This window comes from Pseudogemmobacter lacusdianii, assembly GCF_030848395.1.
GTDB lineage: Bacteria > Pseudomonadota > Alphaproteobacteria > Rhodobacterales > Rhodobacteraceae > Pseudogemmobacter > Pseudogemmobacter lacusdianii.
In genome coordinates, this window is sequence record NZ_JAVDBT010000009.1 from 121,534 (window position 1) to 146,520 (window position 24,987).

At 62.2% G+C, this 24,987-nt stretch carries 20 protein-coding genes; 8 read left to right on the forward strand and 12 right to left on the reverse strand.

The features are described 5' to 3' along the window. Positions 1-109: 109 nt before the first annotated feature. The 3 genes from Q9295_RS10980 to Q9295_RS10990 form a co-directional block, all read right to left on the reverse strand. Entirely contained in the window at positions 110-901 is a 792-nt protein-coding gene (locus Q9295_RS10980; RefSeq protein WP_306680667.1) for a metal ABC transporter permease, read from the reverse strand. Continuing rightward, the gene (locus tag Q9295_RS10985; protein ID WP_306680668.1) at positions 894-1,736 is read right to left on the reverse strand and encodes a metal ABC transporter ATP-binding protein; all 843 of its coding nucleotides are present in this window, start codon (positions 1,734-1,736) and stop codon (positions 894-896) included. Before Q9295_RS10985 ends, Q9295_RS10980 begins: the two co-directional genes overlap by 8 nt. Before the next feature lie 71 nt (positions 1,737-1,807). Further along, positions 1,808-2,332: a transcriptional repressor gene (locus Q9295_RS10990; protein WP_306680611.1), complete on the reverse strand. Its 525-nt coding sequence runs from the start codon at positions 2,330-2,332 to the stop codon at positions 1,808-1,810. Between the two features lie 66 nt (positions 2,333-2,398). On the opposite strand from Q9295_RS10990, the gene Q9295_RS10995 reads away from it, so the two are divergent. Both Q9295_RS10995 and Q9295_RS11000 read left to right on the forward strand, forming a co-directional pair. After that, positions 2,399-3,358 carry a zinc ABC transporter substrate-binding protein gene (locus Q9295_RS10995; protein ID WP_306680612.1) on the forward strand — a complete coding sequence of 320 codons (960 nt, stop codon included), beginning with the start codon at positions 2,399-2,401 and terminating at the stop codon, positions 3,356-3,358. 163 nt (positions 3,359-3,521) lie between these two features. Beyond that, positions 3,522-3,935: a CopD family protein gene (locus tag Q9295_RS11000; protein ID WP_306680613.1), complete on the forward strand. Its 414-nt coding sequence runs from the start codon at positions 3,522-3,524 to the stop codon at positions 3,933-3,935. 159 nt (positions 3,936-4,094) lie between these two features. Here the strand turns inward: Q9295_RS11000 and Q9295_RS11005 are convergent, their stop codons facing one another. Genes Q9295_RS11005 through Q9295_RS11020 form a run of 4 tightly spaced genes read right to left on the reverse strand, consistent with a single transcriptional unit; the run spans position 4,095 to position 10,833 of the window. Further along, complete coding sequence (locus Q9295_RS11005) at positions 4,095-6,173, reverse strand: hypothetical protein (RefSeq protein WP_306680614.1); 2,079 nt, start codon at positions 6,171-6,173, stop codon at positions 4,095-4,097. Next, a complete protein-coding gene (locus Q9295_RS11010) occupies positions 6,170-8,953 on the reverse strand; it encodes a DUF4159 domain-containing protein (protein WP_306680615.1) in 2,784 nt (927 codons plus the stop codon). Before Q9295_RS11010 ends, Q9295_RS11005 begins: the two co-directional genes overlap by 4 nt. Beyond that, positions 8,954-9,832 carry a DUF58 domain-containing protein gene (locus Q9295_RS11015; protein ID WP_306680616.1) on the reverse strand — a complete coding sequence of 293 codons (879 nt, stop codon included), beginning with the start codon at positions 9,830-9,832 and terminating at the stop codon, positions 8,954-8,956. Further along, positions 9,829-10,833 (reverse strand): AAA family ATPase, encoded by a 1,005-nt coding sequence (locus tag Q9295_RS11020; protein WP_306680617.1) that lies wholly within the window; start codon positions 10,831-10,833, stop codon positions 9,829-9,831. The genes Q9295_RS11015 and Q9295_RS11020 overlap by 4 nt, the downstream gene beginning before the upstream one ends. A gap of 256 nt (positions 10,834-11,089) precedes the next feature. Between Q9295_RS11020 and Q9295_RS11025 the strand changes: the two genes are divergently transcribed. The 4 genes from Q9295_RS11025 to polA all read left to right on the forward strand — a co-directional run bounded on the left by Q9295_RS11025 (position 11,090) and on the right by polA (position 15,950). Then, on the forward strand, positions 11,090-11,665 hold the full coding sequence (locus Q9295_RS11025) for a DUF1285 domain-containing protein (RefSeq protein ID WP_306680618.1): 576 nt from the start codon (positions 11,090-11,092) through the stop codon (positions 11,663-11,665). A gap of 60 nt (positions 11,666-11,725) precedes the next feature. Next, positions 11,726-12,499 carry a hydroxypyruvate isomerase family protein gene (locus Q9295_RS11030; protein ID WP_306680619.1) on the forward strand — a complete coding sequence of 258 codons (774 nt, stop codon included), beginning with the start codon at positions 11,726-11,728 and terminating at the stop codon, positions 12,497-12,499. A 241-nt stretch (positions 12,500-12,740) separates the two neighbouring features. Further along, positions 12,741-12,926 (forward strand): zinc-finger domain-containing protein, encoded by a 186-nt coding sequence (locus Q9295_RS11035; RefSeq protein WP_306680620.1) that lies wholly within the window; start codon positions 12,741-12,743, stop codon positions 12,924-12,926. Between the two features lie 198 nt (positions 12,927-13,124). After that, a complete protein-coding gene (polA, locus tag Q9295_RS11040) occupies positions 13,125-15,950 on the forward strand; it encodes a DNA polymerase I (protein ID WP_306680621.1) in 2,826 nt (941 codons plus the stop codon). A gap of 86 nt (positions 15,951-16,036) precedes the next feature. On the opposite strand, the gene Q9295_RS11045 is transcribed toward polA, so the two are convergent. Both Q9295_RS11045 and Q9295_RS11050 read right to left on the reverse strand, forming a co-directional pair. Next, a complete protein-coding gene (locus Q9295_RS11045; protein ID WP_306680622.1) occupies positions 16,037-16,420 on the reverse strand; it encodes a histidine triad nucleotide-binding protein in 384 nt (127 codons plus the stop codon). Between the two features lie 3 nt (positions 16,421-16,423). Continuing rightward, positions 16,424-18,001, reverse strand: a complete 1,578-nt coding sequence (locus tag Q9295_RS11050) for a DUF5928 domain-containing protein (RefSeq protein WP_306680623.1) — start codon at positions 17,999-18,001, stop codon at positions 16,424-16,426. Between the two features lie 150 nt (positions 18,002-18,151). On the opposite strand from Q9295_RS11050, the gene Q9295_RS11055 reads away from it, so the two are divergent. Beyond that, entirely contained in the window at positions 18,152-18,970 is an 819-nt protein-coding gene (locus tag Q9295_RS11055; RefSeq protein ID WP_306680624.1) for a sulfotransferase family protein, read from the forward strand. Positions 18,971-19,036: 66 nt separating this feature from the next. On the opposite strand, the gene ilvD is transcribed toward Q9295_RS11055, so the two are convergent. After that, positions 19,037-20,881, reverse strand: a complete 1,845-nt coding sequence (gene ilvD, locus Q9295_RS11060) for a dihydroxy-acid dehydratase (protein ID WP_306680625.1) — start codon at positions 20,879-20,881, stop codon at positions 19,037-19,039. Positions 20,882-21,043: 162 nt separating this feature from the next. Further along, entirely contained in the window at positions 21,044-22,270 is a 1,227-nt protein-coding gene (locus Q9295_RS11065; protein ID WP_306680626.1) for a urate hydroxylase PuuD, read from the reverse strand. Between the two features lie 139 nt (positions 22,271-22,409). Here Q9295_RS11065 and Q9295_RS11070 point away from each other — a divergent pair, with 139 nt between their 5' ends. Continuing rightward, entirely contained in the window at positions 22,410-23,327 is a 918-nt protein-coding gene (locus Q9295_RS11070; RefSeq protein ID WP_306680627.1) for a LysR family transcriptional regulator, read from the forward strand. 106 nt (positions 23,328-23,433) lie between these two features. Here Q9295_RS11070 and Q9295_RS11075 read toward each other — a convergent pair whose 3' ends face one another. Then, positions 23,434-24,939, reverse strand: a complete 1,506-nt coding sequence (locus Q9295_RS11075) for a DUF2125 domain-containing protein (protein WP_306680628.1) — start codon at positions 24,937-24,939, stop codon at positions 23,434-23,436. Positions 24,940-24,987 lie beyond the last annotated feature (48 nt).

The following is a 24,987-nucleotide window of genomic DNA, read 5'->3' on the forward strand; positions in this document are numbered from 1 at the left end:
TCATATCTGACAGAGCGCCAGTTATGAGGCAAAGCTCACCCGACTTATCGCGTCCGAAAACGACATAGCGCACATGTCGTGGCCAGACCAAAGCGCGGCAGAAGGCGCCTCAGGCCCCGCGCACCCGGCCCATCAGCGCTGAGACGGCAAAAGCTGCCGCCGCCGCAACCACAATCGAAGGCCCGGCGGGCGTGTCTTGCCACAAGGAAAGCGCCAATCCCGCCAGCGCCGCCAAAGCGCCAATGCCAATCGCGCCCGCCGCCATCCCCTCGGGGCTGCGCGCCAGCCCGCGCGCCGCCGCTGCCGGGATGATCAACATGGCCGAGATCAGCAAAGCCCCCACCACTTTCAGCGCCACGGCCACAACCACTGCCAAAGCGATGACCAGAACCAAGCGTTCCCGCTCGGGCCGGATGCCGGTGGAATGCGCCAGATCTTCGTTCAAAGTCGCGGTCAACAGCGCCTGCCAACGCCAGGCCAGCAAGCCCAGAACCAAAGCCGCCCCGCCCCAAATCAGCGCCAGATCGCCTTTCGACACTGCAAGGATATCGCCGAAAAGCCATGCCGAAAGATCGGTGCGCACGCCGGGCAGAAAGCTCACCGCCACCAGGCCAAAGGCCAAAGCTGAATGCGCCATCACCCCCAAGGTGGTGTCCAAAGCCCAGCCCCGCGCCGCCAGCCCGGCAACCGAGATCGCCATTGCCAAGGCCACCACCAAAGTGCCCGCCACGATCGGCAGATCCGTCGCCAAAGCCAAAGCCACGCCCAAAATCGCCGCATGGGCGGTGGCATCGCCGAAATAGGCCATCCGCCGCCAGACCACGAAGGCCCCCAAAGGCCCGGTGGCCAAAGCCACCCCCACCCCCGCCAAAGCCGCGCGGATCAGGAAATCATCAAGCATCATGCCGCTCGTCTTTTAGAGGTGTCGAATGGGTATCTGCATGGTCATGGTTATGCCCATGATTATGCCCGTGCCCATCGCTATGCGTATGGCCATGAGAATGCCCGCAAACATGGTCATGCGGGGCCGTGTGATCGTGGTCATGCTCATGGCGATAAAGCGCCAAAGCGCCTTGCGTCCCCAGACCAAAGAGCGCGCGATATTCCGGCGCGCTCGACACCACCTGGGGCGAGCCTTCGCAGCAGACATGCCCATTCAGGCAAATCACCCGGTCGCTCGCCGCCATCACCACATGCAGATCATGGCTGACCATCAAGACAGCCACGCCCGTCTCAACCCGAACCTCTTCAATCAGCCGGTAGAACGCCGCCTCACCCGGTTGGTCCAAGCCTTGCGTCGGCTCATCCAGCATCAAAAGATGCGGCTGCCCCAGCAGCGCCCGCGCCAGCAGCACGCGCTGCAATTGCCCGCCCGACAGCCCCGCCATCGGCAAAGCCTCACTCCCCGCCATGCCAACCCGCGCCAGCACCGCCTGCGCTTCGGCATCGCTCACGCGCTTTGGCAAAGACAAGAACCGCCGTACCGAGATTGGCATCGTCCGGTCGATCTGAAGCCGTTGCGGCACATAACCAATCCGCAAGCCCGGCGCATGAACCACCGCCCCTTCAGCCGCTGGCAAAATCCCCAAAAGCGCGCGCAAAAGCGTCGACTTGCCCGAGCCATTGGGCCCGACCAAAGTGACAATCTCGCAAGGCTTCAAGCTCAGCGTGATATTGTGCAAAATCTCCGTGCCGCCCAAACGCACGCAAAGATGCCGCGCCTCGATCAGCGGCAAAGCCGCATCCCCTGCACCAGCACTGACAAATGCCTGCCGCGACGACAGCCGCGGTGAAAGCTGCCCCTTGTTCATTTTCCGGCCTCGCGGCAGGCGGTGCACAGCCCCAAAGCCTCGATGTTTGAGCGCTCAACCGTGAAGCCCAAAGCCGCGCCCGCCCCCTCAAGCGCGGCCCGCACCTTGTCCGCAGGCGCTTCTGCCACCGCATCGCAGCCGCGGCAAATCAGGAAGGCCGGCGCATGCGCCTCTCCGGGATGCATGCAAGCGGTAAAGGCATTCAGCCGCTGCACGCGGTGCACAAAGCCTTGCTCCACAAGGAATTCCAACGCCCGGTACGCCACGGGCGGCTGATGGCCAAACCCCTCGGCTGCCAAGCGTTGCAGCACATCATAAGCGCCCAGCGCCTTATGCTCTTCCAGCAAGATCTCCAGCACACGCTTTCTCACGGGCGTGAAGCGCGCGCCCTGCTCGGCCGCCAAAGCCTCGGCCCGTGCCAAGACATCTGCGGCACAATGCCCATGGTCATGGCTGGCAAAAGCCGCGCCGGGATCGGCACAGCCAGCGCAACTGTCGGCGGACGAATGCTTATGGGCCATGATCTTCCCTTGACACGTTATGGTATAACATACATAGACCTCTCCCAGTGCAGATCGAGGCTCTTCATGCGTTATATCATATCATTTCTTTTGACCAGTGCCGCCAGCCCCGCTTTGGCCGAGGTGCCCCATGTCGTCACCGACCTGCCGCCCGTGCATGCGCTGGTGGCTGCCGTGATGGGCGATCTCGGCACCCCTGATCTTTTGCTGCAACAAGGCGCCTCGCCGCATGGCTTCCAACTGCGCCCGAGCCAGATGCAGGCCGTGACCTCGGCCGATCTGGTGCTGTGGATCGGCCCCGAAATCTCGCCTTGGCTGGAAAAGGCTCTCGCCAATCGCCCCGACACCAGCCCCGCACTGGCGCTCTTGGCGACCAAGGGCACCCAGCTGCGCAGCTATGCGACAACGCATGAGGACGAGGCCGACCACTCTGGCCACGACCATACCAGTCACGACCACGACCACGACCATACCGGTCACGATCATGACCACCATGACCATGCCCATACCGGCACCGACCCGCATGCTTGGCTGGACCCGAACAACGCGCTGCATTGGACGCAAGTCATCGCCGAGGAACTCGCCAGCCTTGACCCGGCAAATGCCGAGATCTACCGCCAGAACGCCGCAGCCACCGCCACTCGCATCCGCGCCGCAGATGAGGAAGCCAAAGCCCTCCTCGCCCCGGTGCAGGCCCGCCCCTTCGTCACTTTGCATGACGCTTACGGCTATTTCACCGCGCATTACGGCCTCACTTTCGCCGGTGCGGTCTCTTCTGGCGATGCCGCCTCCCCCGGCGCGCGCCACCTTAAGGAGCTGCAAGCCAGCCTTGGCCCCGATGCCCAGACCTGCCTCTTCCCCGAGGCGCAGCTCGACCCCGCCCATCTGCAACAATTGGCCGAGGCGACCGGCGCCAAAATCGGCGGCGCGCTCGATCCCGAAGGCTCAACCCTGCCGCCGGGCCCTGATCTCTACCCTGCGCTGATCACCAATCTGGCGAAGACCTTGGCCGCCTGCCAAGCCTAACCCAAAGCGGCGCCGCTCCAAGTTTCCACCTGCAACGTGCCTTTCCATTTCTGTCCCCAAGACAGCTCCGCCTTAGTGTTAACGAGTTGCCTTCTTATCCCGGCGGCGGGTGCGGCCAACCGGCCCCTTGCATCCGCCGCCGATTTACAGTCAGCCTCTCGGCATGGACTGGATCAAAATCATACATCTTCTTTGCGTGATGGGCTGGATGACCTCCATCTTCGCCGTGCCGCGCGCCCTGATCTTCTGGCGCCGCGAATGGGAGCGTTTGGGCGAATTCGGCCCGCTCGGCGACCTCACCATCCGGCTTTACCGCTTCTCGGCGGGCCTCGGCGTCATCGCTGCGATCACCGGCTTTTGGCTCGCCATCGCCTATTGGGGCTTCCAGCCTTGGCTGCACCTCAAACTGACGCTCGTCGCAGTCCTTGCGGCGCATTATATCTGGACAGGCATCCTCGTCGTCCGGGCGAAACGCGGTGAGTTCGGCAAATCCGACACCTATCTGCGCATCTTCAATGAGCTCAGCGTGCTGGCCGTGGTCGCCATCCTCTGGGCCGTCGTCGTCAAACCCTTCTAAAGACAAAGGCGGCAGCCCCCTAAGGGACGACGCCGCCTTTTCATCTTGACCAAAATACTCCCGCCGGAGGCTCCCAGCGCTGCCAGAGGCGCGCCCTCCGGCCCTCCTCTCCCCGGCTTTCATCTTGATAAAAATACTCCCGCCGGAGGCTCTTCTCTTTTAAACCTTCGCCCCCTTGCGCCCCTCGATCAGCCAAGCAGCCACCGCCAATCCGGCGGCAAACAACAGCCACAGCCAGCCCGGCAGCAAAGCCGCCACCTGCACCTCTTGCGTGGCATAGGCGCCGCGCGGCGTGATCCCGATCCAACCCCGCCCTGCGGCCGGGCGCCCCTCGGCCACCTGCCGCAGGTCCGGCAGGCCCGCCTCAATCCGCACCACCCCTCCACCAACGCCAGCCACCACCGGCGCCACCAAATCGCCCGAGGCCAAGGTCTCGACAAACTCACGCGGCGCCGATGGGCCAATGCCAATCACCCGCGTCAGATCCTCTTGCTCCAGCCGGTAAAGCCCCAAAGACGGAGCGGCCCAAGTGACCTCATAGCGCCCCGGCAGGGTCTGGCGCATCTCCAGCGTGACCTCCGCCCCATCCGGCCCGGTCACCGTCAAAGGCCCCGGCGCCACATCGGAAATCGTGCGCCGCACAATGGTTAGATCCTGACCATTGGCGGTTGCCGTCAGCGTCTCCTCTTCCAACTCCGGCTCTTTCAGCATCCAATGCGCGAGCCGCCGCAGAAGCTCAAGTTGCGGCCCGCCGCCCTCATAGCCGCGTCCCCAAAGCCAAGCCTGATCGCTGGACAGAACCGCGATCCGGCCCTGATCCACCCGGTCCAGAACCAGCAAAGGCAGGCCCCCCGGCCCCTCCATCACCGTCTGACCGCTCAGCTTTTGCACCTCGGCAATGCGGAACCAGCGGCCCCAACCGGGCTGGCCGTCCTCGCCTGCCGGCGCAAAGCGCTCCAAACCTTCCGTCACCGGATGGCGTTTGCCCAGATCGGTGATCGTCGGGCGGAAGCCGCCCTCCACCACCTGCGCCGTCGGCGCCACCGGCAAGATCTCGGCCAAGGGCGAGCGGTAAAGCGAATCCACCACGCCAAATTCCGGCCCAGCGGCGACCAAAACCGTCCCGCCATTGCGCACATATTGCACCACATTGTCGATGTAAGACATCGGCAGGATGCCCCGCATCCGGTAGCGGTCAAAGATGATCAGATCGAATTCTTCAATCTTCTCAACGAACAATTCCCGCGTCGGGAAGGCGATCAGGCTCAGCTCATCCACCGGCACGCCATCTTGCTTTTCCGGCGGGCGCAGAATGGTGAAATGCACCAGATCCACCGAGGCATCCGACTTCAGCAAATTCCGCCAAACCCGCTCGCCCGCATGCGGCTCGCCCGAGACCAACAGCACCCGCAAGCGATCCCGCACCCCGTTGATCTGCACCACTTGCGCATTGTTGCGATCGGTCAGCTCACCCTCGACCGGGGACACGGAGAACTGCAACACATTCATCCCGCCATGCGGCAGCACCACCGGCAGATCCAGCTCCACGCCAAGGGGGATGCGGTAAACCTGCGGCGGCTCGGCATCGACCGACATCGTAAGATCGACCTCCGCCCCGGCCAAGGCTGGCACCGCGCCAATATCCTCAACCATCAGTTTCATCACGAATTCTTCGCCGATGATCGCAAAGGCCGGGGCGTTTTTGATCACCAAACGCCGGTCCCAATCCGCCGCTTTCCCGGTCAAAAGCACATGCAAAGGCGCGGGCAAAGCCGGCGTCATCTCCATATCATGCAGCCGCCCGTCGCTGACCAACAGCACCCCCGCCACCCGCGCACGCGGCTCTTCGGCCAAAGCTTCCGCCATCGCGGTCATCGCCAGCGTGCCTGCGTCTTCCTCGCCATCCGAAAAGCGCCGGATCCGCAACTCTGTCCCCGGCATGGCGGCAATCTCCGCCTCCACCTGCGCCACCGCTTGCGCCACTTGCGCGGGCCGCCCGCCCAAAGACTGGCTCGCCGTATCGTCAACGATCAAGAGCACAATATCATTCAGCGACGCGCGCTCTTCTTCTTGCAAAGACGGGTTCGCCAAAGCGCCCAGCAGCGCCAAGGCCGACAGCCCCCGCAAGGCCCAACCCGCCAGCCCCCGCCAGAGGCCCAGCGCCAGCATCAAAAGCGCAACCCCGGCCAAAGCCCAAATCAGCGGCCAGTCCAGCAGCGGATCAAAGACCAAACTCATTGGCCCAACCTTTCCAGCAACGCCGGCACATGCACTTGATCCGACTTATAATTCCCGGTCAGCACATGCATGATCAGGTTGATCCCAAAGCGATAAGCAATCTCGCGCTGCCGCTCTCCGGTGAAGCCGCGCCCCACCGGCAGCATCGGCACGCCCGCGGCATCCGTGGCCCAAGCCGAGGCCCAATCATTGCCGCCAATCACCACCGGCGTGACGCCATCGTTGAGGTTGCGAAACGGCATGCCCTCTTCCAGCGCCGCATCGGCGGGCGCGGCTTCCACCCAAAGCGCGCCCTCCTGCCAACGGCCCGGAAACTCTTGCAGCAGGTAAAATGTCCGCGTCAAAACATGGTCCTGCGGGATCTGCTCCAGTGCCGGAATATCCAGACCCAAGGCGATGCGCTGCAAAGCCTCGCCCTCCGGCGTCGCGCCACCAAAGCCCGCCACATCGCCGTCGCGGGTGTCGAAAAGGATCATCCCGCCGGTGCGCAAAAATTGGTTCAACTTGTCATAAGCCGCAGCCGAAGGCGTCGGCGCTTCCGCCGTCACTGGCCAATAAAGAAACGGGAAGAACCCCAATTCATCGGCCTCAAGATCCACCCCCATCGGCTCGGCAGGCTCAATCGAAGTGCGCTGCCACAGCCGATCGCCAAGCCCGCGCAACCCCGCCTCCGCCATCTCGTCCAGCGCATCATCCCCGGTCAAAACATGCGCCAAAACCACCGCCGAGGTCGCCTCAATCGCGAAATCATCCCCCGGCAAAGGCTCGTCTTGCGCAAGAGCGCGCTCCGGAGCCGCGCCCAAAGCCAAACCCGCCAAGGCCAAAGCCGCCGCCCCGCGCCGCCAACCCGAGAGACGCCCCGCCACGAACAAAGCCGCCAGAATGTCCAAGAGCAACAACCCCAAAGCCCCGCCCAACAGCGGCCCTTTCAAAGACTGCTCCGCCGCTTCCTCCAGCGCCGTCACCGAAACCCCCGCAGGCCAAACCGCAGGCTTCAGCTCCGTCTCGGCCCCGATCACATTCAAGGCCACACGGCGATCGAGACCGGCATAAAGCCCCGGCGGCTGGTCCGGGTTCGGCCCTGCCTTCAAGGCTTGCGCCAAGACCGTGCCCTCAACCCCGGCAATCTCACCGGCATTGCGCGCCGCCCCCCAAGCGTCCAACACCTCTTCCGGCACCCAGATTTGCCCCGCCAAATCAGAGGCTTCCGGCATCGCGGGCCGGGTCGACACCGCCAACCGCTCCAGCATCTGCACGAAAAGCCCCGACAAAGGCAGGCTCGACCATTCCGCATTGGCGGTCACATGCACCAAAACCACCTGCCCCTGCCCCAGCACCTTACGGGTCACCAAAGGCGTGCCATCGTCCAAAGCCGCAATGGTGCGCTCGGCCAAACTGGGGTCGGGCTGGGCCAAAACCTGCTCTTTCACCGCCACATCATCGGGCAAAGCCAGCCCGAAGAAGGGCGAGCCTTCGGGGAAAGGCGCCAGCGCCTTCGGCTCCCCCCAGCTCATCGCCCCCCCGACCGTGCGGCCGCCCTCGCGCAGGCGCACCGGCAGCAAAGGGTCTTCCTCGAACCGGCTCACATCGCTGGCCGCCATCCGCGGCCCGGCAAAGCGCAGCAAAAGCCCGCCCGCCTCCAGCCATTCCAACATCGCCGCCTGATCGCCGCCCGAGATCCGCGCCACATCGGCCAGAATGATCACATCGGGCTTGGCAACCAGAACCTCCGACAGCGCGCCCTCCACGAGATCGGCCACCGGCGTCAAAGCTTGCCGCAGGTAATGCGTCGGCGACAGAAGTTGCAGCCCCTCATCATCGCCGCCCGAACCAAGGATCGCCACCTTGCGCCGCTTCAAACTGTCATCCGTCAGGCTCACCGCCCCGGCCGAACGCAGGCCCGGAATCTCAAAGCGAGTCACCCGGTTGCGCAGCTCGGGCGGCAGATCCATCTCCACCTCGGCCCGTGTCGCAGCGCCCTCAAAGCTGACCGGGACCCGCGCCAATTCGCGGTCAATCCCGGCCGGATCGGGGCCTCGCGCGGCGATCTCCACCGCCATGCCGCCCTCACCGCCAATGCGTGAGATCGCCAGCACCACCTTGCCATCGCGGAAGCCTGCGGGGTGCAAAGCCAGCACCGGACGCGGGCTTTCCACCACCGTCACAGCGCCGCGCGCCCGCAAAGCCTGCGCCAAAGCCTCGCGCCCCGGATGCGCCAAGCCATCCGCCAGCCAAAGAGTGTCAAAATCACCTTCCGGCAGGGCCGCGGCCCAAGCCTCAAGGTCTGATGGCGCCCAAGCCGCAGGCTCCATCCCGATCAACCGCCCCGACCAAGCCTCGGCACTTTGGAACACCACCTCCGAAGGCCGATCCGTCAGCCGAATGACCGAAACCGTGCGCCCAGCGCCCCCGGCCTCTTCCACCAAAGCCTCGGCCCGGTTCATCCGCCGCGCCCAATCGCGCGCCTCGGCCCAGCCGCCGTCCAAGACCACCAGCAAAGGCCCCGAGCCCGCCTGCCGCTCTTCGGGATGCAGCACCGGCCCGGCAAAGCCGATGATCGCCGCCGCCACCGCCAAGATCCGCAGCAACAACAGCCACCACGGCGTCTTATCCGCCTCCGCCGCCTCATCCTTCAGGCCCAAAAGCAAAGCCACGCCCGGAAAGCGCCGCCGGATCGGTGCCGGAGGCACCGCGCGCAGCAAAAGCCACAGGATCGGCAGCGCGATCAGCGCCGCCAGCAGCATCGGGTTGAGAAAGCCAATCGGCCCCAGCGTGAACATTTACCGCCCGGCCTCCAAAGCCCGATAGAGCCACAACAAAGCCATCTGCGCCGGTTGCCCGGTGTGATGGGTGGAAAAATGCCAACCCACAGCGCGGGTTAGGCTTTGCAGCCGGTCTTTCCGCTCGGCCAAACGCGCCAGATACCGCTCACGCAGATCGCCCGCCTTGCGGGTTTCATAGCGCAAAGCCCCGCCCATCGATTCAAAGATCGTGCGGCCGTCGAAGGGAAATTCTTCCTCCGCCGGGTCCAGCACCATCACCGCCGCCCCCAGCACGCCCCGGTCCGAGGCTTTGGCCAAAACCGCCTCAACCGCCGCCAGATCGCCCATGAAATCCGACAAAAACACCGCCCGCCCGTGAGAGACCATGCCCTCCACCTGCGGCGCACCGTAATCGCCCGCCTCAGCACTGCCCGCCAGTTCCGCCGCCAAGCGCACCAGTTGCGTCCGGCCCGCACGCGGCGGCAGCCCTCCGGCCAAGCCCACCCGCTCGCCCCCGCGCAACAGCAAAACCGCCATGGCCAAAGCCAACAGTTGCGCGCGATCCGCCTTGCTCGCCCGCCCCTTGGCGCCCGAGAACCCCATGCTCTTGGCCGGGTCCACCCAAAGCGTCACCGATTGCGCCGCCTGCCATTCGCGCTCGCGCACGAAATGCGCATCCGACCGGGCCGAGCGGCGCCAGTCGATCAGCCGCGCCGCATCGCCCTGATGCGCCGGACGATATTGCCAAAACTCATCGCCCAGACCCGCGCGCCTGCGGCCATGCTCGCCCAGCATCACCGTATGCGCCAGCATCTCGGCCTGCGCCAACAAAGGCGGCAGGGCCTGGCCCAAAGCCTCGGCCCTTGCGCGCAGCCCTTGGGAAAGCGTCTCGCTCACGCCGCCGCCTCAAACCCCAAAACGCGGGTGGAGGTGCGGGCGATGATCCCGGCCAAAGTCTCACCCCTTGCCCTTGCGGCAAAGGACAAAGCCATCCGATGCCCAAGGCATGCCGGCGCCAAAGCCGCCACATCCTCGACCGAGGGCGCCAGCCGTCCTTGCAACAAGGCCCGCGCCCGCACCGTCAGCATCAAAGCCTGCGCCGCCCGCGGCCCCGGACCCCAAGCCAAAGCATCCGCCAAATCGCGGCCCTCCGGCTCTCCCGGACGGCAGGCGCGCACCAGATCCAAGATCGCCTCAACCACCTTCTCGCCCACCGGCATCCGCCGCACCACGGCTTGCGCCGCAATCAACTGCTCGGCCGAGAACACCTGATGCGCCACATCCTCCGCCGCCCCGGTGGTCGCGATCAGAATATCGCGCTCCACCGCGCGTGTCGGATAGTCCACATCCACCTGCACCAAGAAGCGGTCGAGCTGCGCCTCGGGCAAAGGATAAGTCCCCTCTTGCTCAATCGGGTTCTGCGTCGCCAAAACATGGAACGGCCGCCCCAAGGCCCGATGCGCCCCGGCGATCGTCACCTCTTTCTCCTGCATCGCCTGCAGCAAAGCCGATTGCGTCCGTGGGCTCGCCCGGTTGATCTCATCCGCCATCAACAGCTGGCAAAACACCGGCCCCTCGATGAACCGAAACGCCCGAGACCCATCCGCCGCCGTCTCCAGCACCTCCGAGCCCAAAATATCCGCCGGCATCAAATCCGGGGTGAACTGAATGCGGCCCGTATCCAGCCCCATCACCACGCCCAAAGTCTCCACCAGCCGCGTCTTGCCCAAGCCCGGCAGACCCACCAACAGCGCATGCCCGCCGCACAACAGTGAGGCCAGCACCAGATCCACCACCTTCTCTTGGCCAATGAACCGACGGTTGATCGAGGCCTTCGCGCGCCCCAAAACTTCACCCAGGGCCTCAATCTCAGCCACCAGAGCCTCTTCACCCGCCATGACAAACCCTCAAAGATGCTTTTGCCGCATTAGAGCGAAAACCCCGCCCCGGCACAAATGGCAAACGCGCCCCCGGCACAAATCCTCGTGACGCAAGCGCGAGGCCAAATTCCACAACTTCCCCCTTCATCTTGACTGAAATACTCCCGCCGGAGGCGTCCCAAGCCTGCCAAAATCCCTGCACAAACCCCTTAAGAGCCGCTTAAATCCCCAACGCCCCTTGCAGATCCCCCCCCGCTGCACGACATTCCCCCCCATGACCGGACCCACCGCAGATACCCTCGCCGCCGCCGCAAAAGCCGCTTCCAAAGCCTCTGGCCTGCCGCCCGTGCACCTTTGGAACCCCGATTTCTGCGGCGATATTGATATGCGCATCGCCCGCGACGGCACCTGGTATTACCTCGGCACGCCGATCGGTCGCGCACCTTTGGTCAAACTCTTCTCCTCGATCCTGAAGCGTGAGGGCGACAGCTACTTCCTCGTCACCCCGGTCGAGAAAGTCGGCATCAAAGTCGATGACGCCCCCCTCCTCGCCATCGATTTCGAAGCCGAAGGCACAGGCGAAGCGCAAAACCTGCATTTCGTCACCAAGACCGAGGACCGCGCCATGGCCGGCCCCGATCACCCGATCCGGGTTGAGCGGGATGACAAGGGCGAACCCTCGCCCTACGTCCTTATCCGCAGCAATCTTTGGGCGCTGATTGACCGGAAATCCTTCTACCGCCTTGTCGAACTGGGTTGCCACGCGCCGCATGATGGCGCTAGCTGGTTTGGCCTTTGGTCCGGCGGGCAGTTCTTCCCGGTCATTCCTTCGGCTGAATTGCCTGCCTAACGCCGCTCAATTCCTGCCCAAGCCCATTCCCCGCTCCAAACGATAGTGTCCGCTCAATAGATGCCCCTTTTTGCCGCCAACCTGACCCTGCTCTTCACCGAGGTGCCGATGCTCGACCGGCCCGATTGGGCCCAGCGCACCGGCTTTGACGGCGTTGAGGTGCTGTTTCCCTATGACCACCCGGTGGCCGATTGGGAGCGTGCCTTGGCGGGCCAACCCTTGGCGCTCATCAACACGCCCCCCGGCGATTGGGCGAGTGGCGACCGGGGCTTCGCCGCCCGTCCGGGGCATGAGACCGCCTTCCGCGACAGCTTTCTGCGCGCCGCCGATTACGCCACGCGGCTGAACTGCCCGCGCATCCATGTGATGGCTGGGGTCGCCAAAGGCCCGCAGGCCGAAAGCACCTATGTCGCAAATCTGACTTGGGCCTTGGCGCAAGCCCCGGATCTGTCGCTCGTGGTTGAGCCTTTGAACCCCGAGGATATGCCCGGCTATTTCCTCAACGATTACGATCAGGCCGCCCGGATCATCGACGACATCAATGACCCGCGTTTGGCGCTGCAATTCGACCTCTGGCATGCCGCCCGCCTGCACGGAAACCCCGAGTTCGTCTGGGACGACCACAAAGCCCGCGTCGGCCATGTGCAGATCGCCGGTTTCCCCTCGCGCAATGAACCGGGCGGTGGCGGCTTCTCGCTGCCCGCCCTTTGCGATGCGGTGGATCAGCTCTCCGGCGTCTGGATTTCGGCTGAGTATCGCCCCGCGCGCGGCACCGCCCAAGGCCTCGGCTGGCTGCAAGCGCTGAAATCTCGCGGCACGCCGATCGGCAGTTGAACCGCTGCCGCGCCGATTCGGTGCTGACGTCTTAACGGGCGAAGGCGCGCAGATGTCATGCGCAAAGCCATACGTGAGCCATATCAAAAGCAGCTGTAAAACAGACGTTGATTTTTGCGGCATTTCAACAGCTTAACCCGCCGAACGCGGGGTTTCGCGCCGCCCTTGTCGCGCAGCCACCCTTGCCCAAATCCGCCCCATCCGTAATATGCGCCGCAAGCCCCATCCAAGGATCGCAGCCATGCCCGTCAACGCCCCCGAGACTCAGATCGTGACCCGCTGGAAAGTGGCCTGCGATGGCGGTGAGGGCGCTTTGGGCCATCCCCGCGTCTGGCTCTCGATCCCGGCCGAGACCGGCTTTGTCGAATGCGGCTATTGCGACAAGAAATTCGTGATCGACCGCGATCACGCGCATGACGACCACTAAAAAGTTCGGCGCTTTTCGCCCCCGCAAACCCCGCTCCGGCGGGGTTTTCTTATGGGGTGCTATAGGGTTAGCCCAGAAGCCCCTTAACCAGCGTGCGGCCTTCCCCTTGCGGCAGCGCAGCGCCGCGAGGGTGTCCAAAGGCTGGCAGAGCCCCCCTCTTCATGCCATATAAAACCCCAGCATAAAGGGGAAAGCGGCATGGCATTCGGCAAGGGTCACCACCTGCATCTGATCGATGGATCGGCCTATATCTTCCGCGCCTATCACGCGCTGCCGCCGCTCACCCGGCAGTCTGACGGCCTGCCGATTGGCGCCGTTGCAGGCTTCTGCAACATCCTCTGGAATGAGATTTCCAGCGAGAAACGTGCCTCCGGTGCCACCCATATCGCGGTGATTTTCGATCATTCCGCCACCACATTCCGCAATGCTATCTACCCGGAATATAAAGCAAATCGCCCGCCCCTGCCGGAAGATCTGCGCCCGCAATTCCCGCTCACCCGCGAAGCCACCCGCGCCTTCAATGTCTCGTGCATCGAGATTGAAGGCTATGAGGCCGACGACATCATCGCCACGCTGGCCACCCAAGCCGCCGAGGCCGGTGGCAGCTGCACCATCATCTCCTCCGACAAAGACCTGATGCAACTGGTGCGCCCCGGCATCGACATGTTCGACCCGATGAAAAGCCGCACCATCGGCCCGGACGAAGTCTTTGAAAAGTTTGGCGTATCACCCGACCGCGTGGTCGATGTGCAGGCGCTTGCCGGGGACAGCACCGACAACGTCCCCGGCGCGCCCGGCATCGGTTTGAAGACCGCCGCCCTTTTGATCCAAGAATACGGCGACCTCTCCACCCTGCTGGAACGCGCCGGTGAGATCAAACAACCCAAGCGCCGCGAGACCTTGGTCAACAACGCCGAACTGATCCGCATCTCCGAAAAGCTGGTTCGTCTCGACGACAAAGTCCCGCTCGACATCCCACTTGAGACGATGGAGATCACCGCGCCCGAGCCCGAGAAGCTGCTGAAATTCCTCACGGATATGGAGTTCCGCACCCTCACCCGCCGTGTGGCCGAGCGACTGAAGGTCGAGGTTCCGGCCATCGAAGCCGCCCCTGCCAAAGCCGCCGCCGCAGCCCCTGCTGCCGTGGAACAAGACCGCCTGCCCTTCGACCCCAGCACCTATGTCGCCATCCGCGACCGCGCGACTTTGGACCAATGGCTCGCCCGCATCGCCGAGATCGGCCATGTCGCCATCGACACCGAAACCACCAGCCTCGATGAGATGCAGGCCGAGTTGGTCGGCATTTCCCTCGCCATCGACCCCGGCCAAGCCGCCTATATCCCCTTGGGCCACAAACAAGGCGGCGGCGACCTCTTCGGCAGCGCCAGCCTCGTCGAAGGACAGCTCAACCTCTCTGAGACCCTCGCCGCCCTAAAGCCCATCTTGGAGGATCCAGCCATCCTCAAGATCGGCCAGAATATGAAATACGACTATAAGATCCTCGCCCGCCACGGTATCCGCATGGCCCCCATCGATGACACGATGCTGATGAGCTATGCCATGCAAGCAGGGCTCAATCAGCACGGCATGGATCTGCTGTCGGAAAAATACCTCGGCCACCAACCGATCCCGATCAAGTCCTTGCTGGGCACCGGAAAATCGCAAATCACCTTTGATCAGGTCGGCGTGGATGATGCGGTGAAATATGGCGCTGAAGACGCCGATATCACCCTGCGGCTCTGGCAGCTCTTCAAGCCACAACTGCACCAAAACCGCGTCACCACGGTCTATGAAACGCTCGAGCGCCCGCTGGTTCCGGTGCTTGCCGATATGGAAATGGCCGGCATCGCGGTGAACCGCGACACGCTTTCGCGCATGTCCAACGCCTTCGCGCAAAAGCTCGCCCAGCTCGAAGACGAGATCGCCGAAACCGCAGGCGAGAAGTTCAACGTGGGCTCGCCCAAACAGCTGGGCGAAGTGCTCTTTGACCGGATGGAGATCCCCGGCGGCACCAAGGGCAAAACCGGCGCTTACGGCACCGGGGCGGATGTGCTGGAAGACATCACCACGATGAAAGACAGCCACCCGCAAGGCGCGCAGCTTGCGTCCTTGGTGCTCGATTGGCGCAGCATCGCCAAGCTGAAGTCGACCTATACCGACGCGCTGCAACAGGCGATCAACCCCGAGACCGCTCGCGTCCACACCTCTTATTCGATCGCAGGCGCCAGCACCGGTCGGCTCTCCTCAACCGACCCCAACCTGCAAAACATTCCCGTGCGCACCGAAGAAGGCCGCCGCATCCGCGAGGCCTTTGTGGCACCACCCGGCAAGCTTTTGGTCTCGCTCGACTATTCGCAGATCGAACTGCGGATTCTGGCCCATATCGCCAATATCCCTTCCCTTCAGCAGGCCTTCCAACAGGGCATCGACATCCACGCCATGACCGCGTCCGAGATGTTCAACGTGCCCTTGGACCAGATGACCTCGGACGTGCGCCGCAAGGCCAAGGCGATCAACTTCGGGGTGATCTACGGCATCTCGGGCTTTGGTCTGGCGCGCAACCTGCGCATACCGCGGGCCGAGGCGCAGGGCTTCATCGACCGCTATTTTGAGCGCTTCCCCGGCATCAAAGAATACATGGCCCAGACGGTGAAATTCGCCCAAGAACACGGCTATGTGCAGACGCTTTTCGGGCGCAAAATCCACACGCCCGAGATCAATGCCAAAGGCCCCGGCGCCGGCTTTGCCAAACGCGCCGCGATCAACGCGCCGATCCAAGGCACCGCCGCCGATGTGATCCGGCGCGCCATGATCCGCATGCCCGAGGCGATCAAAGACCTGCCCGCGCGCATGCTCTTGCAGGTGCATGACGAACTGCTGTTCGAGGTCGAAGAAGCCGCCGCCCCCGCGCTGATCGAGGTCGCGCGCAAGGTGATGGAGGGCGCCAACGCGCCCATCGTCTCGCTCAAGGTCCCACTGACCGTTGAGGCTGGCCAAGGCCGCAACTGGGCCGAGGCACATTAACGAAAAGGCGGCCCCAAAAGACCGCCTTTCCATTCATCTTGATGAAAATACTCCGGGGGTGCGGGGGCTGGCCCCCGCCCTGCTGGTCAGCCTTTGCTGAGCAAAGGCCCCAAAGCCCGCCCGCCCAAAAGGTGCAGGTGGTAATGCGGCACTTCTTGGTGGCCATGCGCGCCGGAATTGGTGATGCCGCGATAGCCGCCCGCATTCAGCCCCAGCTCTGCGCAAACCTGCGCTGCCACGCGGTGGAAGTCGACAATCTCCGCCTCGGAAGCCTCGGCGGCAAAATGTGCGAAATCCACATAGGCGCCTTTGGGGATCACCAGCACATGCACCGGGGCCTGCGGGTAAAGATCGTGGAAGACCAAGGTGTTCTCGGTCTCAATCACGGTCTTATTCGGGATCTCGCCGCGCAAGATGCGGGCAAAAATGTTCGAGCTGTCATAGCTCCACGGGCTTTTGGCGTCAGTCATGTCTCAATCCACAAACAGGTGTTCAGAACCCATAATCTCCCGCGCCGTCTTGGCCGGGATGTCGAGGAACGCGGCCAAAGCCTGCGCATTCTCCTCCACAGTCGCCGATTGGCGGATGCGATGGAAGCCCGGAAAGTCGAACTCGCGGATCCGGTCGGATTCAAAACGCAAATCGTAGCGGATCGTCGGCATCAGCCGGTCGATGGTTGCCTGAGGTGAGCCCTCTGCAGCCAGCCCAACCCGGCGAGCATGGCCGATCAGATAGTCATCGGTGAACTCACATTCGATTTCCAGAAGCCGCACCTGCGCGCGGTCATTGTAAAAATCCTGCATCAGATCGGTCGAAGCGGGGTCAATACAGAAGATCAGACGTTCGGTTTTCCAATAATCGAACAACATCCGCACCAGCGCCCGCCGATGCCTTGTGCGCTTATCCAGATTGCTCTCAATGCCACCGAGATCCGGCAAATTGGCCTCGCCCTCATTGAAAAGGTAGTGGATTGCCGGGGTGTCATTGACGCTGCGGATCCGCTCCACCAGCCGCTTGGCAATGTGCCATTTCTTGCAGGTGATCATCATCAGCGTACGCTCACGCCCGATCGAGGTTTCGGTCTCCCAAAACCGCGGCGCAAAACGGCGGCCAATCCGGCCCCGTCCAGTGATGAAAGCGAAAAGCGCCCGCCCCTCGTTCGAGATGGTGAAGCTGCGCCCGGTGGCGGAATATAGCTCTCCGAGCCGGGCTTTCAGCTCTTTCGCCTCGGGGCTGATCTTGCGGGCAAAGAGGTAATCTTGGCTCAGCAGCAGATCGTATTGGTCGTTATAAAAGCTGACGGGCATGCCGTAATCGGTGAACATTAAGAAAGTCAGCGGCCGGGTGCGGATCTCGGATTCGCTCACCAAATGCCGGACGATGGTTTGGAAAAACGTCTCATCCGGGATCCAAGTCCGGCGAAAGAACCGCAGAACGTCCCGCCGCTTCTTGATGAAGCTCAGCACGAATTCCACGGTACGGCGGCGCAGGCACCACCATTGGCTGCCGATCTGCATCACCAGATCGCTGGGCACTTTCCGCGCCAGTCCCAGCCGCTTTTGCCAGTCCATTGACCGGTAAAACCAAGCCTTTTGCGTGCGCTCATTAAAGTGGTGCCGGTAGATCAGCCGCTCTTCTTTGATGCCGGTCTTGATCCAATCGGAATTGTAGAAATCGAAGGATTCGATGTAATCGACATCCTCACGTTCCAAAAACGCCCGCGCATATTCGGCCGATTTGATCGGCATGCAATCGCCCGAGAGCATGTAGAAATGCGTCGCGCGCGGGAAGGCCTCGACCGCGGCGCGCACCGCGCCCAAAGTCGCCTCGACCAGCGACCAAGCGCCCCAGCCGCATTTCACCCGCCGCCGCGCAAAGACCACCGAGGCGTTCCCATCCAACTCCTTGCGGATACGCTCATAATCCTCGCGGCGCGCATTGCCGTCAAAGTGGATCGCGATGAAATCTCCGGCCGCCGTCAGGCGCTGCGCCTGAGCGATGACCCCCTCGGGGTCTTTGTGACACAGAAGAATATAGGCGATCTTGGCCATGCGGATGCGTTGAAAGAGCCTGTCTGAGGTCTTGATTGCATAATGGTCTTTGTGCTTGCTTGAAAAGACAAACTTTCTTTGGTTCTTTCGCTTCCAATCGTTCCCCGGCCCGCCTAAGGCCGATAGAAGCCGAAAGCAGGAGAGGCGTTGATGGGGTTTCCCGGCACTTGGATGACCGAAAGCCAAAGCGTGGTTTACCGCGTGGTTCCGAAATGCGCCTGCTCGACCATTGGGCAGATCCTTTATTACTCGGATCAAGGGCAGTTCTTTGACGGCGACATTCATGATTCCACGACGGGCCTGCACAAATGGGCGCAAGAGGCGAGCCAGCCGCTGATCGAGAAAACGGTAAAGCAACGCAACGCCTATGCTTTTACCTGCGTGCGCAATCCTTACACGCGGATCCTGTCGTCCTTCTTCGACAAGATTTGCGGCATCCAGCGCAATGGCCGGCGCTATCGCGGCAATCTGGTGCCGCTTTTGGTGCAGAAATACGGGATCGAGGTCGGCGGCGAGGACGGCAAGCAAGAGTTCGACCAGATCGCCTCGTTCCGGCGGTTCTTGCTGTTCGCGCGCGACACCATCCGGTTCAAAAAGCCGATGGAGCCGGACATCCATTGGTCGGCAATGTCGGGCCATATCAGCACCTTCATCGTCAACGGCGGCCGCTACGATCAGATCTTCTTCACCGAGGATTTCAACACCGGCATGCAGAAGGTTTTGGACAGAATCCCAACCCGCCATGCGGTGGATCTAAAGACCATCCCGCGTTTCAATGAAAGCGAGGGGCATGGGCCGAAGCGGCTGCATCCGGTGGAGGATTACTTTGACGATCTGTCAAAGCATCTGGTCTGGGAGATCTACAAGCGCGACTTCCAGCTCTTCAAATATGACTTCGACAATCCCGGCAATAAGATGCCCTTGGGCGAGGTCGATCTGGACGAGGTCCATGCCAAGCTGGGCGACTAAGCCGCGCCAATGAAAAAGCCCCGGAGCCTTTGCAGGTTCCGGGGCTTTTTCTTTGCCAAACGAGGCTCAGAGACCTTCGGGCAGCACCCGAACAGCACCCTTGTCTGCCGAAGAGGCAAAGGCCGCATAGGCCTTCAGCGCAGTGGTCACATTGCGCTTGCGCGGGGCGGCGGGCTTCCAGCCAAGCTTGTCTTGCTCGGCCCGGCGCACGGCCAGTTCTTCTTCCGAGACTTTCAGATTGATCGTGCGGTTCGGAATGTCGATCTCGATGATATCGCCGTCCCGCACCAAACCAATCGCCCCACCTTGCGCCGCTTCCGGCGAGGCATGGCCGATCGACAGACCCGAGGTGCCGCCCGAGAAGCGGCCATCGGTGATCAAAGCACAGGCTTTGCCCAAGCCGCGCGATTTCAGATAGCTGGTCGGGTAGAGCATTTCCTGCATCCCCGGACCGCCTTTCGGGCCTTCGTAGCGGATCACCACCACGTCACCCTCGACCACCTTTTTGTTCAAGATCCCCAGGACCGCATCGTCTTGGCTTTCGTAAACTACGGCTTTGCCGGTGAATTTCAGGATCGACTCGTCCACACCGGCGGTTTTCACGATGCAACCGTCCAGCGCGATATTGCCCTTGAGGATCGCCAGACCGCCGTCTTTCGAGAAAGCATGCTCGGCCGAGCGGATCACCCCACCCTCACGGTCGGTATCAAGGCTGGGGTAGAGCGAGCTTTGCGAAAACGCGGTCTGTGTCGGCACGCCACCCGGCGCGGCAAGGAAAAGCTCGCGCGCTTCGGGGTTATTGGTGACGGCGATGTCCCAAGCCGCCAAAGCCTCGCCCATGGTCGAGCTGTGCACGGTCGGGCAATCGCGGTTGATCAACCCGGCGCGGTCCAACTCACCCAAGAGCGACATGATCCCGCCCGCGCGGTGCACGTCTTCCATATGGATGCCCGCGATATTGGGCGCCACTTTGCACAGGCAAGGCACCTTGCGCGACAGATTGTCGATGTCATCCATACCGAAATCGACCTCACCCTCACGGGCGATGGCCAGCAGGTGCAGCACGGTGTTGGTCGAGCCACCCATAGCGATATCCAGCGCCATGGCGTTGTCGAAAGCGGCACGGCTGGCAATGGTGCGCGGCAGCACGGTGGCGTCGTTCTGCTCATACCAGCGGCGCGCCAGATCCACGATCATCCGGCCCGACTTCAGGAACAGGTTCTTGCGGAAGCCATGCGTCGCAAGGGTCGAGCCATTGCCGGGCAGTGCCAGTCCCAAAGCCTCGGCCAAGCAGTTCATCGAATTCGCCGTGAACATGCCCGAGCACGAGCCGCAGGTCGGGCAAGCGTTTTGCTCAATCGCCTCGACATCGGCGTCCGAGATATTCTCGTTCGCGGCGGCAACCATCGCATCTACAAGGTCCAGCTTCACGATGCGGCCATCGCCCAGCGTTGCCTTGCCAGCCTCCATCGGCCCGCCCGAGACGAAGATCGCCGGGATGTTCAGCCGCATCGCGGCCATCAGCATGCCGGGGGTGATCTTGTCGCAGTTCGAGATGCAGACCATCGCATCGGCGCAATGCGCGTTGACCATATATTCGACCGAATCGGCGATGATCTCACGCGAGGGCAGCGAGTAAAGCATGCCATCATGGCCCATCGCGATGCCGTCATCGACCGCGATGGTGTTGAATTCCTTAGCGACACCGCCCGCAGCCTCGATCTCGCGCGCCACCATCTGACCAAGGTCTTTCAGGTGGACGTGACCCGGCACAAACTGGGTGAAGCTGTTCACAACGGCGATGATCGGCTTGCCGAAATCGCCATCCTTCATACCTGTGGCACGCCACAATCCGCGGGCGCCGGCCATATTACGGCCATGGGTGGTGGTGCGGGAACGATAAGCGGGCATAGGGGATCCTCCGGCGAATGGCTGCCTTTGGGTAGCCCTGACAAGGTGCAGAGACAATGCCCGTCGCGCGGGATTGATTAAAAACAGAGGCAAAAACGCAATAAAAAAAGCCCCGTCGCCCTTTGGACGAACGGAGCTTACTTTTTGGCCGGGGGCTGTGGCTTAGCTTTGCCCGGCAGAGCGGAACCACGCGACAATCGCGGCGCGCTCTTGCGGCTCCATATAGGACAGGTTGCCCGGCGGCATGGCATGCGAATAACCCGATTGCATCGCGATCCGGCGTGCCTCAACCGCGATCTGCGCCTCGGTTTCCAAGACCACGCCTTTCGGCGCCCAATGCATCCCCTCCCACGAGGGTTCAGCCGCGTGGCACATTGAGCAACGGCCCTGCACGATACTGACCACCTCATCAAAGCCTTGGGCTTGGGCGTAAACCAGCGAGGTGCCGTGCAATTGCGCCTCGGCCTGCGGCGTGGTGCGCAAAGGCGCGGTCGAGAGCCATGCGATCAGAAGGAACAGGATCACCGTGGCAAACCATGTCCAATGCGGGCTGCCTTTGCGGGCATGCTGGGTGTTGAACCAATGCCGGATGGTGACGCCCATCAAGAAGACCAAGCTGGCGATGATCCAGTTATACTCGGTGGCGAAGACCAACGGATAATGGTTCGACAGCATCAAGAAGATCACAGGCAGCGTCAGATAATTGTTATGCGTGCTGCGCTGCTTGGCGATCTTGCCGTATTTCGGGTCGGGCTTCTTGCCCGCCTTCAGATCCGCCACCACCACGCGCTGGTTGGGCATGATGATGAAGAACACGTTGGCCGACATGATCGTGGCGGTGAACGCGCCCAGATGCAGCATGGCGGCGCGGCCCGAGAAGACTTGGGTGTAGAACCAGCTCATCGCCACCAAGACGGCGAACAGCGCCAGCATCAAGATGTTCTGGTCGGCGTTCACAAAGACCTTGCAGAGCGTGTTGTAAGCGATCCAGCCAAAGGCCAGCGAGGCCATCGAGATCGCAACCGCCTGCCAGACCGTCAGCTCCATCACGGTGGGATCGATCAGGTAAAGCTCGGCGCCAAGGTAATAGACCAGGATCAGCATGGTGAACCCGGAGATCCAGGTCATGTAGCTTTCCCATTTGAACCAGATCAGATGGTCCGGCATCTCGGCTGGGGCGACGAGATATTTCTGGATATGGTAGAAACCACCGCCATGCACCTGCCATTCATCGCCATCCGCGCCCGAGGGCAGATTGCGGTCGCGGTGCAAGCCAAGGTCCAGCGCGATGAAGTAAAAGCTTGAACCAATCCAAGCGATTGCCGTGATCACATGTAGCCAGCGGACGGCCACTTCGACCCATTCCCAAAGAACCACCCAGTCGTACATGTGCTGCCTCTCCCCCCAATTGGATGCGAAACGCTATACCGCAGCGGGTTTTGCTGTTAATCCCGAGAAATACCGGATCACTTTCAAGCTGACCCAGATAATCGCCGGATGTTCATCCAGCCAATCGGAAACGCGACTGATGAGCTACGTCAATAATATCCGCATGTTTGTGCGCGTCTATGAGCTTGGCAATATGTCAGCGGCGGCGCGCGACCAGCGCACCTCGCCCGCCGTCGCCTCGGCGCGGATATCTGAGCTGGAAAAGCACCTTGGCGTGCGGCTGTTCAACCGCACCACCCGCAGCTTGCAGGCCACCGAGAACGGCCGGATCTTCTTTGATGGCGCGCGCAAGATCCTTGATTCCATCGATGAGGCGGAAGCCGCCGTGATGGATGTGACGCAAAACCCGCGCGGCACGATCTTTGTGGCGGCCCCCTTGGGCATTGGTCGGCGGCTGATCGCGCCGCATGTGCCGATGTTCAAAGACCTTTACCCGCAGATCGAGGTGCGGTTGCGGCTTTCAGACCGCTCGATCGATGTGGTCAGCGAAGGCATCGATGTGGCCTTTCACCTTGGGCTTTTGGACGACAGCACGCTGAAGGTGCAGCTGATTGCCGATTGCCCAAGGCTCCTCTGCGCCGCGCCCTCTTATATAGAGCGGCGCGGGATGCCGCTGGATGGCGCGCAGCTGGTGGCCGAGCGCCATGATTGTCTGAACCTGCGCTTTCCCGGGGCCAAAGAGTTCCAGTGGACCCTTGAGACGCCCGAGGGCCCGCGTCGGTTTGAGATCTCGGGGCCCTACGAATCCGATGACGGTGATGTGCTGACCGGTTGGGCGCTGGATGGGCGCGGCATCGTGATGAAGCCGATCTTCGATGTGGCAGATCACTTGCGCGCAGGCCGCCTTGTGCCTGTCGCCACTGCAACGCCGCCTTTGCCGACGCAGCTTTCCAGCCTGTCGCAGCATCGTCGCTTGAAAGACCCCAAAGTGCGGCTTTTCACCGAGTTCATGGCCGGCAAGATCAAAGAAGAGATGCGCCGCGCCACTTTGGGCTGACCCTCGCCAGCAAATAGGGCCACGGCAAAGCGCGAAAGCAGACTTTGTACAGCAAAAAGGCGCGAGGTTTCCCTCGCGCCTTTTCCTTTTGGCGATAGCGCCAAGATTACATCGGCAGCGGTTGGCCGTTCACCAGCACTTCCATGCCATCCTTGACCTCGATTTCCGAGACAAGGCTGTCATCGCCATTGCCCGAAGGCTTCATGAACATCGCCATCATCATCCGCGCGCCAGCAGCATCGCTTTCTTCCAGCAAGCCGACTTTGATCAGCCCGTCGATCAGCGCATTGGCACCGTCAACATTGATGGTTGCGTTGCCCTTCGGCATCGGGAAGCCCATCGAATTGTCGAAGGTGAAGGCGCCGGTCGAGACCAGTGCCGCGCCAGCGACTTTCAGCGAGATATCCGCGATATCAAGGTTTTCCAGCTGCGGGATTTGCGGCTCGCCGCCCATATCTTCCGCCTCGGCCAAGCTGATGAGGTCCAGCGCGCCGCGGCCGGTGATGTCGATGTTCAGATCGGCTGCATCGCGCTTCAGCTCTGCGCCTGGGTCAAACATCGACCATACGCCCTCGCTCAGCTCCAGCTGGGCCAGCTTCAGACGGAAGATGATGTCTTGCGGCGTGGAGGCCATCACCGGGAATTTCAGATCCATCGAGGACTGAGCGATGGACACATCCATCGGCGGCATTCCCTCGCTCACCACGTTGAAGGCCATTTTGCCGTTGCTCGAGGTCAGCGTGAAGGCGTCTTTGTTAAGGCTCATCTCGGCAGAAGCCGGCTCGCTGTCCATCGACATCGAATAGGGGAAATACGGGCTTTCGAGCGCGCTGGTGCCTTTGCCATTGCCTTGAGCAAAGCTGCCTGCAATGGCGAAGCCTTCGTCCAAAGCCTTACGCATGCCCGCGGTGCCGTCCAGATCCGCCAAGGGCGAGCTCGGCAGCGTCACATCCAGTGCGATCTTCACATCCGAGGTTTCGCTGGTCGAGGTCGTCTTCATTTCCATGCCCGGGTCATCCGCCAGGCTGTCGAAGATGAATTTGGCGGCAGCCAGATCCAAACCGAAGACACGGTTGGCGCCGGGGGTATCCGAATAAGAGCCGCTCAGCGTTTCAAAGCCGATCTTGCCGGTGTTCTTGACCGCAGGTGCTTCGGTGGTCTCGTCGAAGGAATAGCCCTCGGTCGTGACATCAAAAGTGACGTTCAGGCTGTCGGCTTCAAAGTCATAGACCAGAGCGCCCGATTTTTCGGAAGCCACGATCGACAGACCATCATGGACCAGATCAATCTTGGTGACATCCGTGCCATCGGTCTCATCAATGCCAATCGTCGCACCCGGAGCGATCTTGACCGTACCGTCCGATTGCTCGGTCATCGTGATGTCCGAGATGGTCAGCGCCTCGGTTTCACCCTCAGCCGTGACCGAGACGCCATTCAAGGTCAGCACGCCGCCTGCATTCGATTCGGTCGCAGCCGAGATTTTCAACCCGGCCTGCGCTGCACCATCTTTCCACGATTGCCAGACTTGGTCAGCGGTCAGTGCGGCATGGGCGGTGCCCCCCATAAGAAGGACCAATGCAGGGACGGCAGCGAAAGTCTTGAAATGAAACATCTCGTTCTCCTCGGTCAAGTTCACTAATCTGGGCGGGACAGAACTCTT

Bases quoted from the DNA above. Each gene is read 5' to 3' on its own strand.
- Q9295_RS10980 (WP_306680667.1), bottom strand. From the start codon at position 901: ATGCTTGATGATTTCCTGATCCGCGCGGCTTTGGCGGGGGTGGGGGTG.
- Q9295_RS10990 (WP_306680611.1), bottom strand. From the start codon at position 2,332: ATGGCCCATAAGCATTCGTCCGCCGACAGTTGCGCTGGCTGTGCCGAT.
- Q9295_RS10995 (WP_306680612.1), top strand. From the start codon at position 2,399: ATGCGTTATATCATATCATTTCTTTTGACCAGTGCCGCCAGCCCCGCT.
- Q9295_RS11000 (WP_306680613.1), top strand. From the start codon at position 3,522: ATGGACTGGATCAAAATCATACATCTTCTTTGCGTGATGGGCTGGATG.
- Q9295_RS11005 (WP_306680614.1), bottom strand. From the start codon at position 6,173: ATGAGTTTGGTCTTTGATCCGCTGCTGGACTGGCCGCTGATTTGGGCT.
- Q9295_RS11010 (WP_306680615.1), bottom strand. From the start codon at position 8,953: ATGTTCACGCTGGGGCCGATTGGCTTTCTCAACCCGATGCTGCTGGCG.
- Q9295_RS11020 (WP_306680617.1), bottom strand. From the start codon at position 10,833: ATGGCGGGTGAAGAGGCTCTGGTGGCTGAGATTGAGGCCCTGGGTGAA.
- Q9295_RS11025 (WP_306680618.1), top strand. From the start codon at position 11,090: ATGACCGGACCCACCGCAGATACCCTCGCCGCCGCCGCAAAAGCCGCT.
- Q9295_RS11030 (WP_306680619.1), top strand. From the start codon at position 11,726: ATGCCCCTTTTTGCCGCCAACCTGACCCTGCTCTTCACCGAGGTGCCG.
- Q9295_RS11035 (WP_306680620.1), top strand. From the start codon at position 12,741: ATGCCCGTCAACGCCCCCGAGACTCAGATCGTGACCCGCTGGAAAGTG.
- polA (WP_306680621.1), top strand. From the start codon at position 13,125: ATGGCATTCGGCAAGGGTCACCACCTGCATCTGATCGATGGATCGGCC.
- Q9295_RS11045 (WP_306680622.1), bottom strand. From the start codon at position 16,420: ATGACTGACGCCAAAAGCCCGTGGAGCTATGACAGCTCGAACATTTTT.
- Q9295_RS11050 (WP_306680623.1), bottom strand. From the start codon at position 18,001: ATGGCCAAGATCGCCTATATTCTTCTGTGTCACAAAGACCCCGAGGGG.
- Q9295_RS11055 (WP_306680624.1), top strand. From the start codon at position 18,152: ATGGGGTTTCCCGGCACTTGGATGACCGAAAGCCAAAGCGTGGTTTAC.
- ilvD (WP_306680625.1), bottom strand. From the start codon at position 20,881: ATGCCCGCTTATCGTTCCCGCACCACCACCCATGGCCGTAATATGGCC.
- Q9295_RS11065 (WP_306680626.1), bottom strand. From the start codon at position 22,270: ATGTACGACTGGGTGGTTCTTTGGGAATGGGTCGAAGTGGCCGTCCGC.
- Q9295_RS11070 (WP_306680627.1), top strand. From the start codon at position 22,410: ATGAGCTACGTCAATAATATCCGCATGTTTGTGCGCGTCTATGAGCTT.
- Q9295_RS11075 (WP_306680628.1), bottom strand. From the start codon at position 24,939: ATGTTTCATTTCAAGACTTTCGCTGCCGTCCCTGCATTGGTCCTTCTT.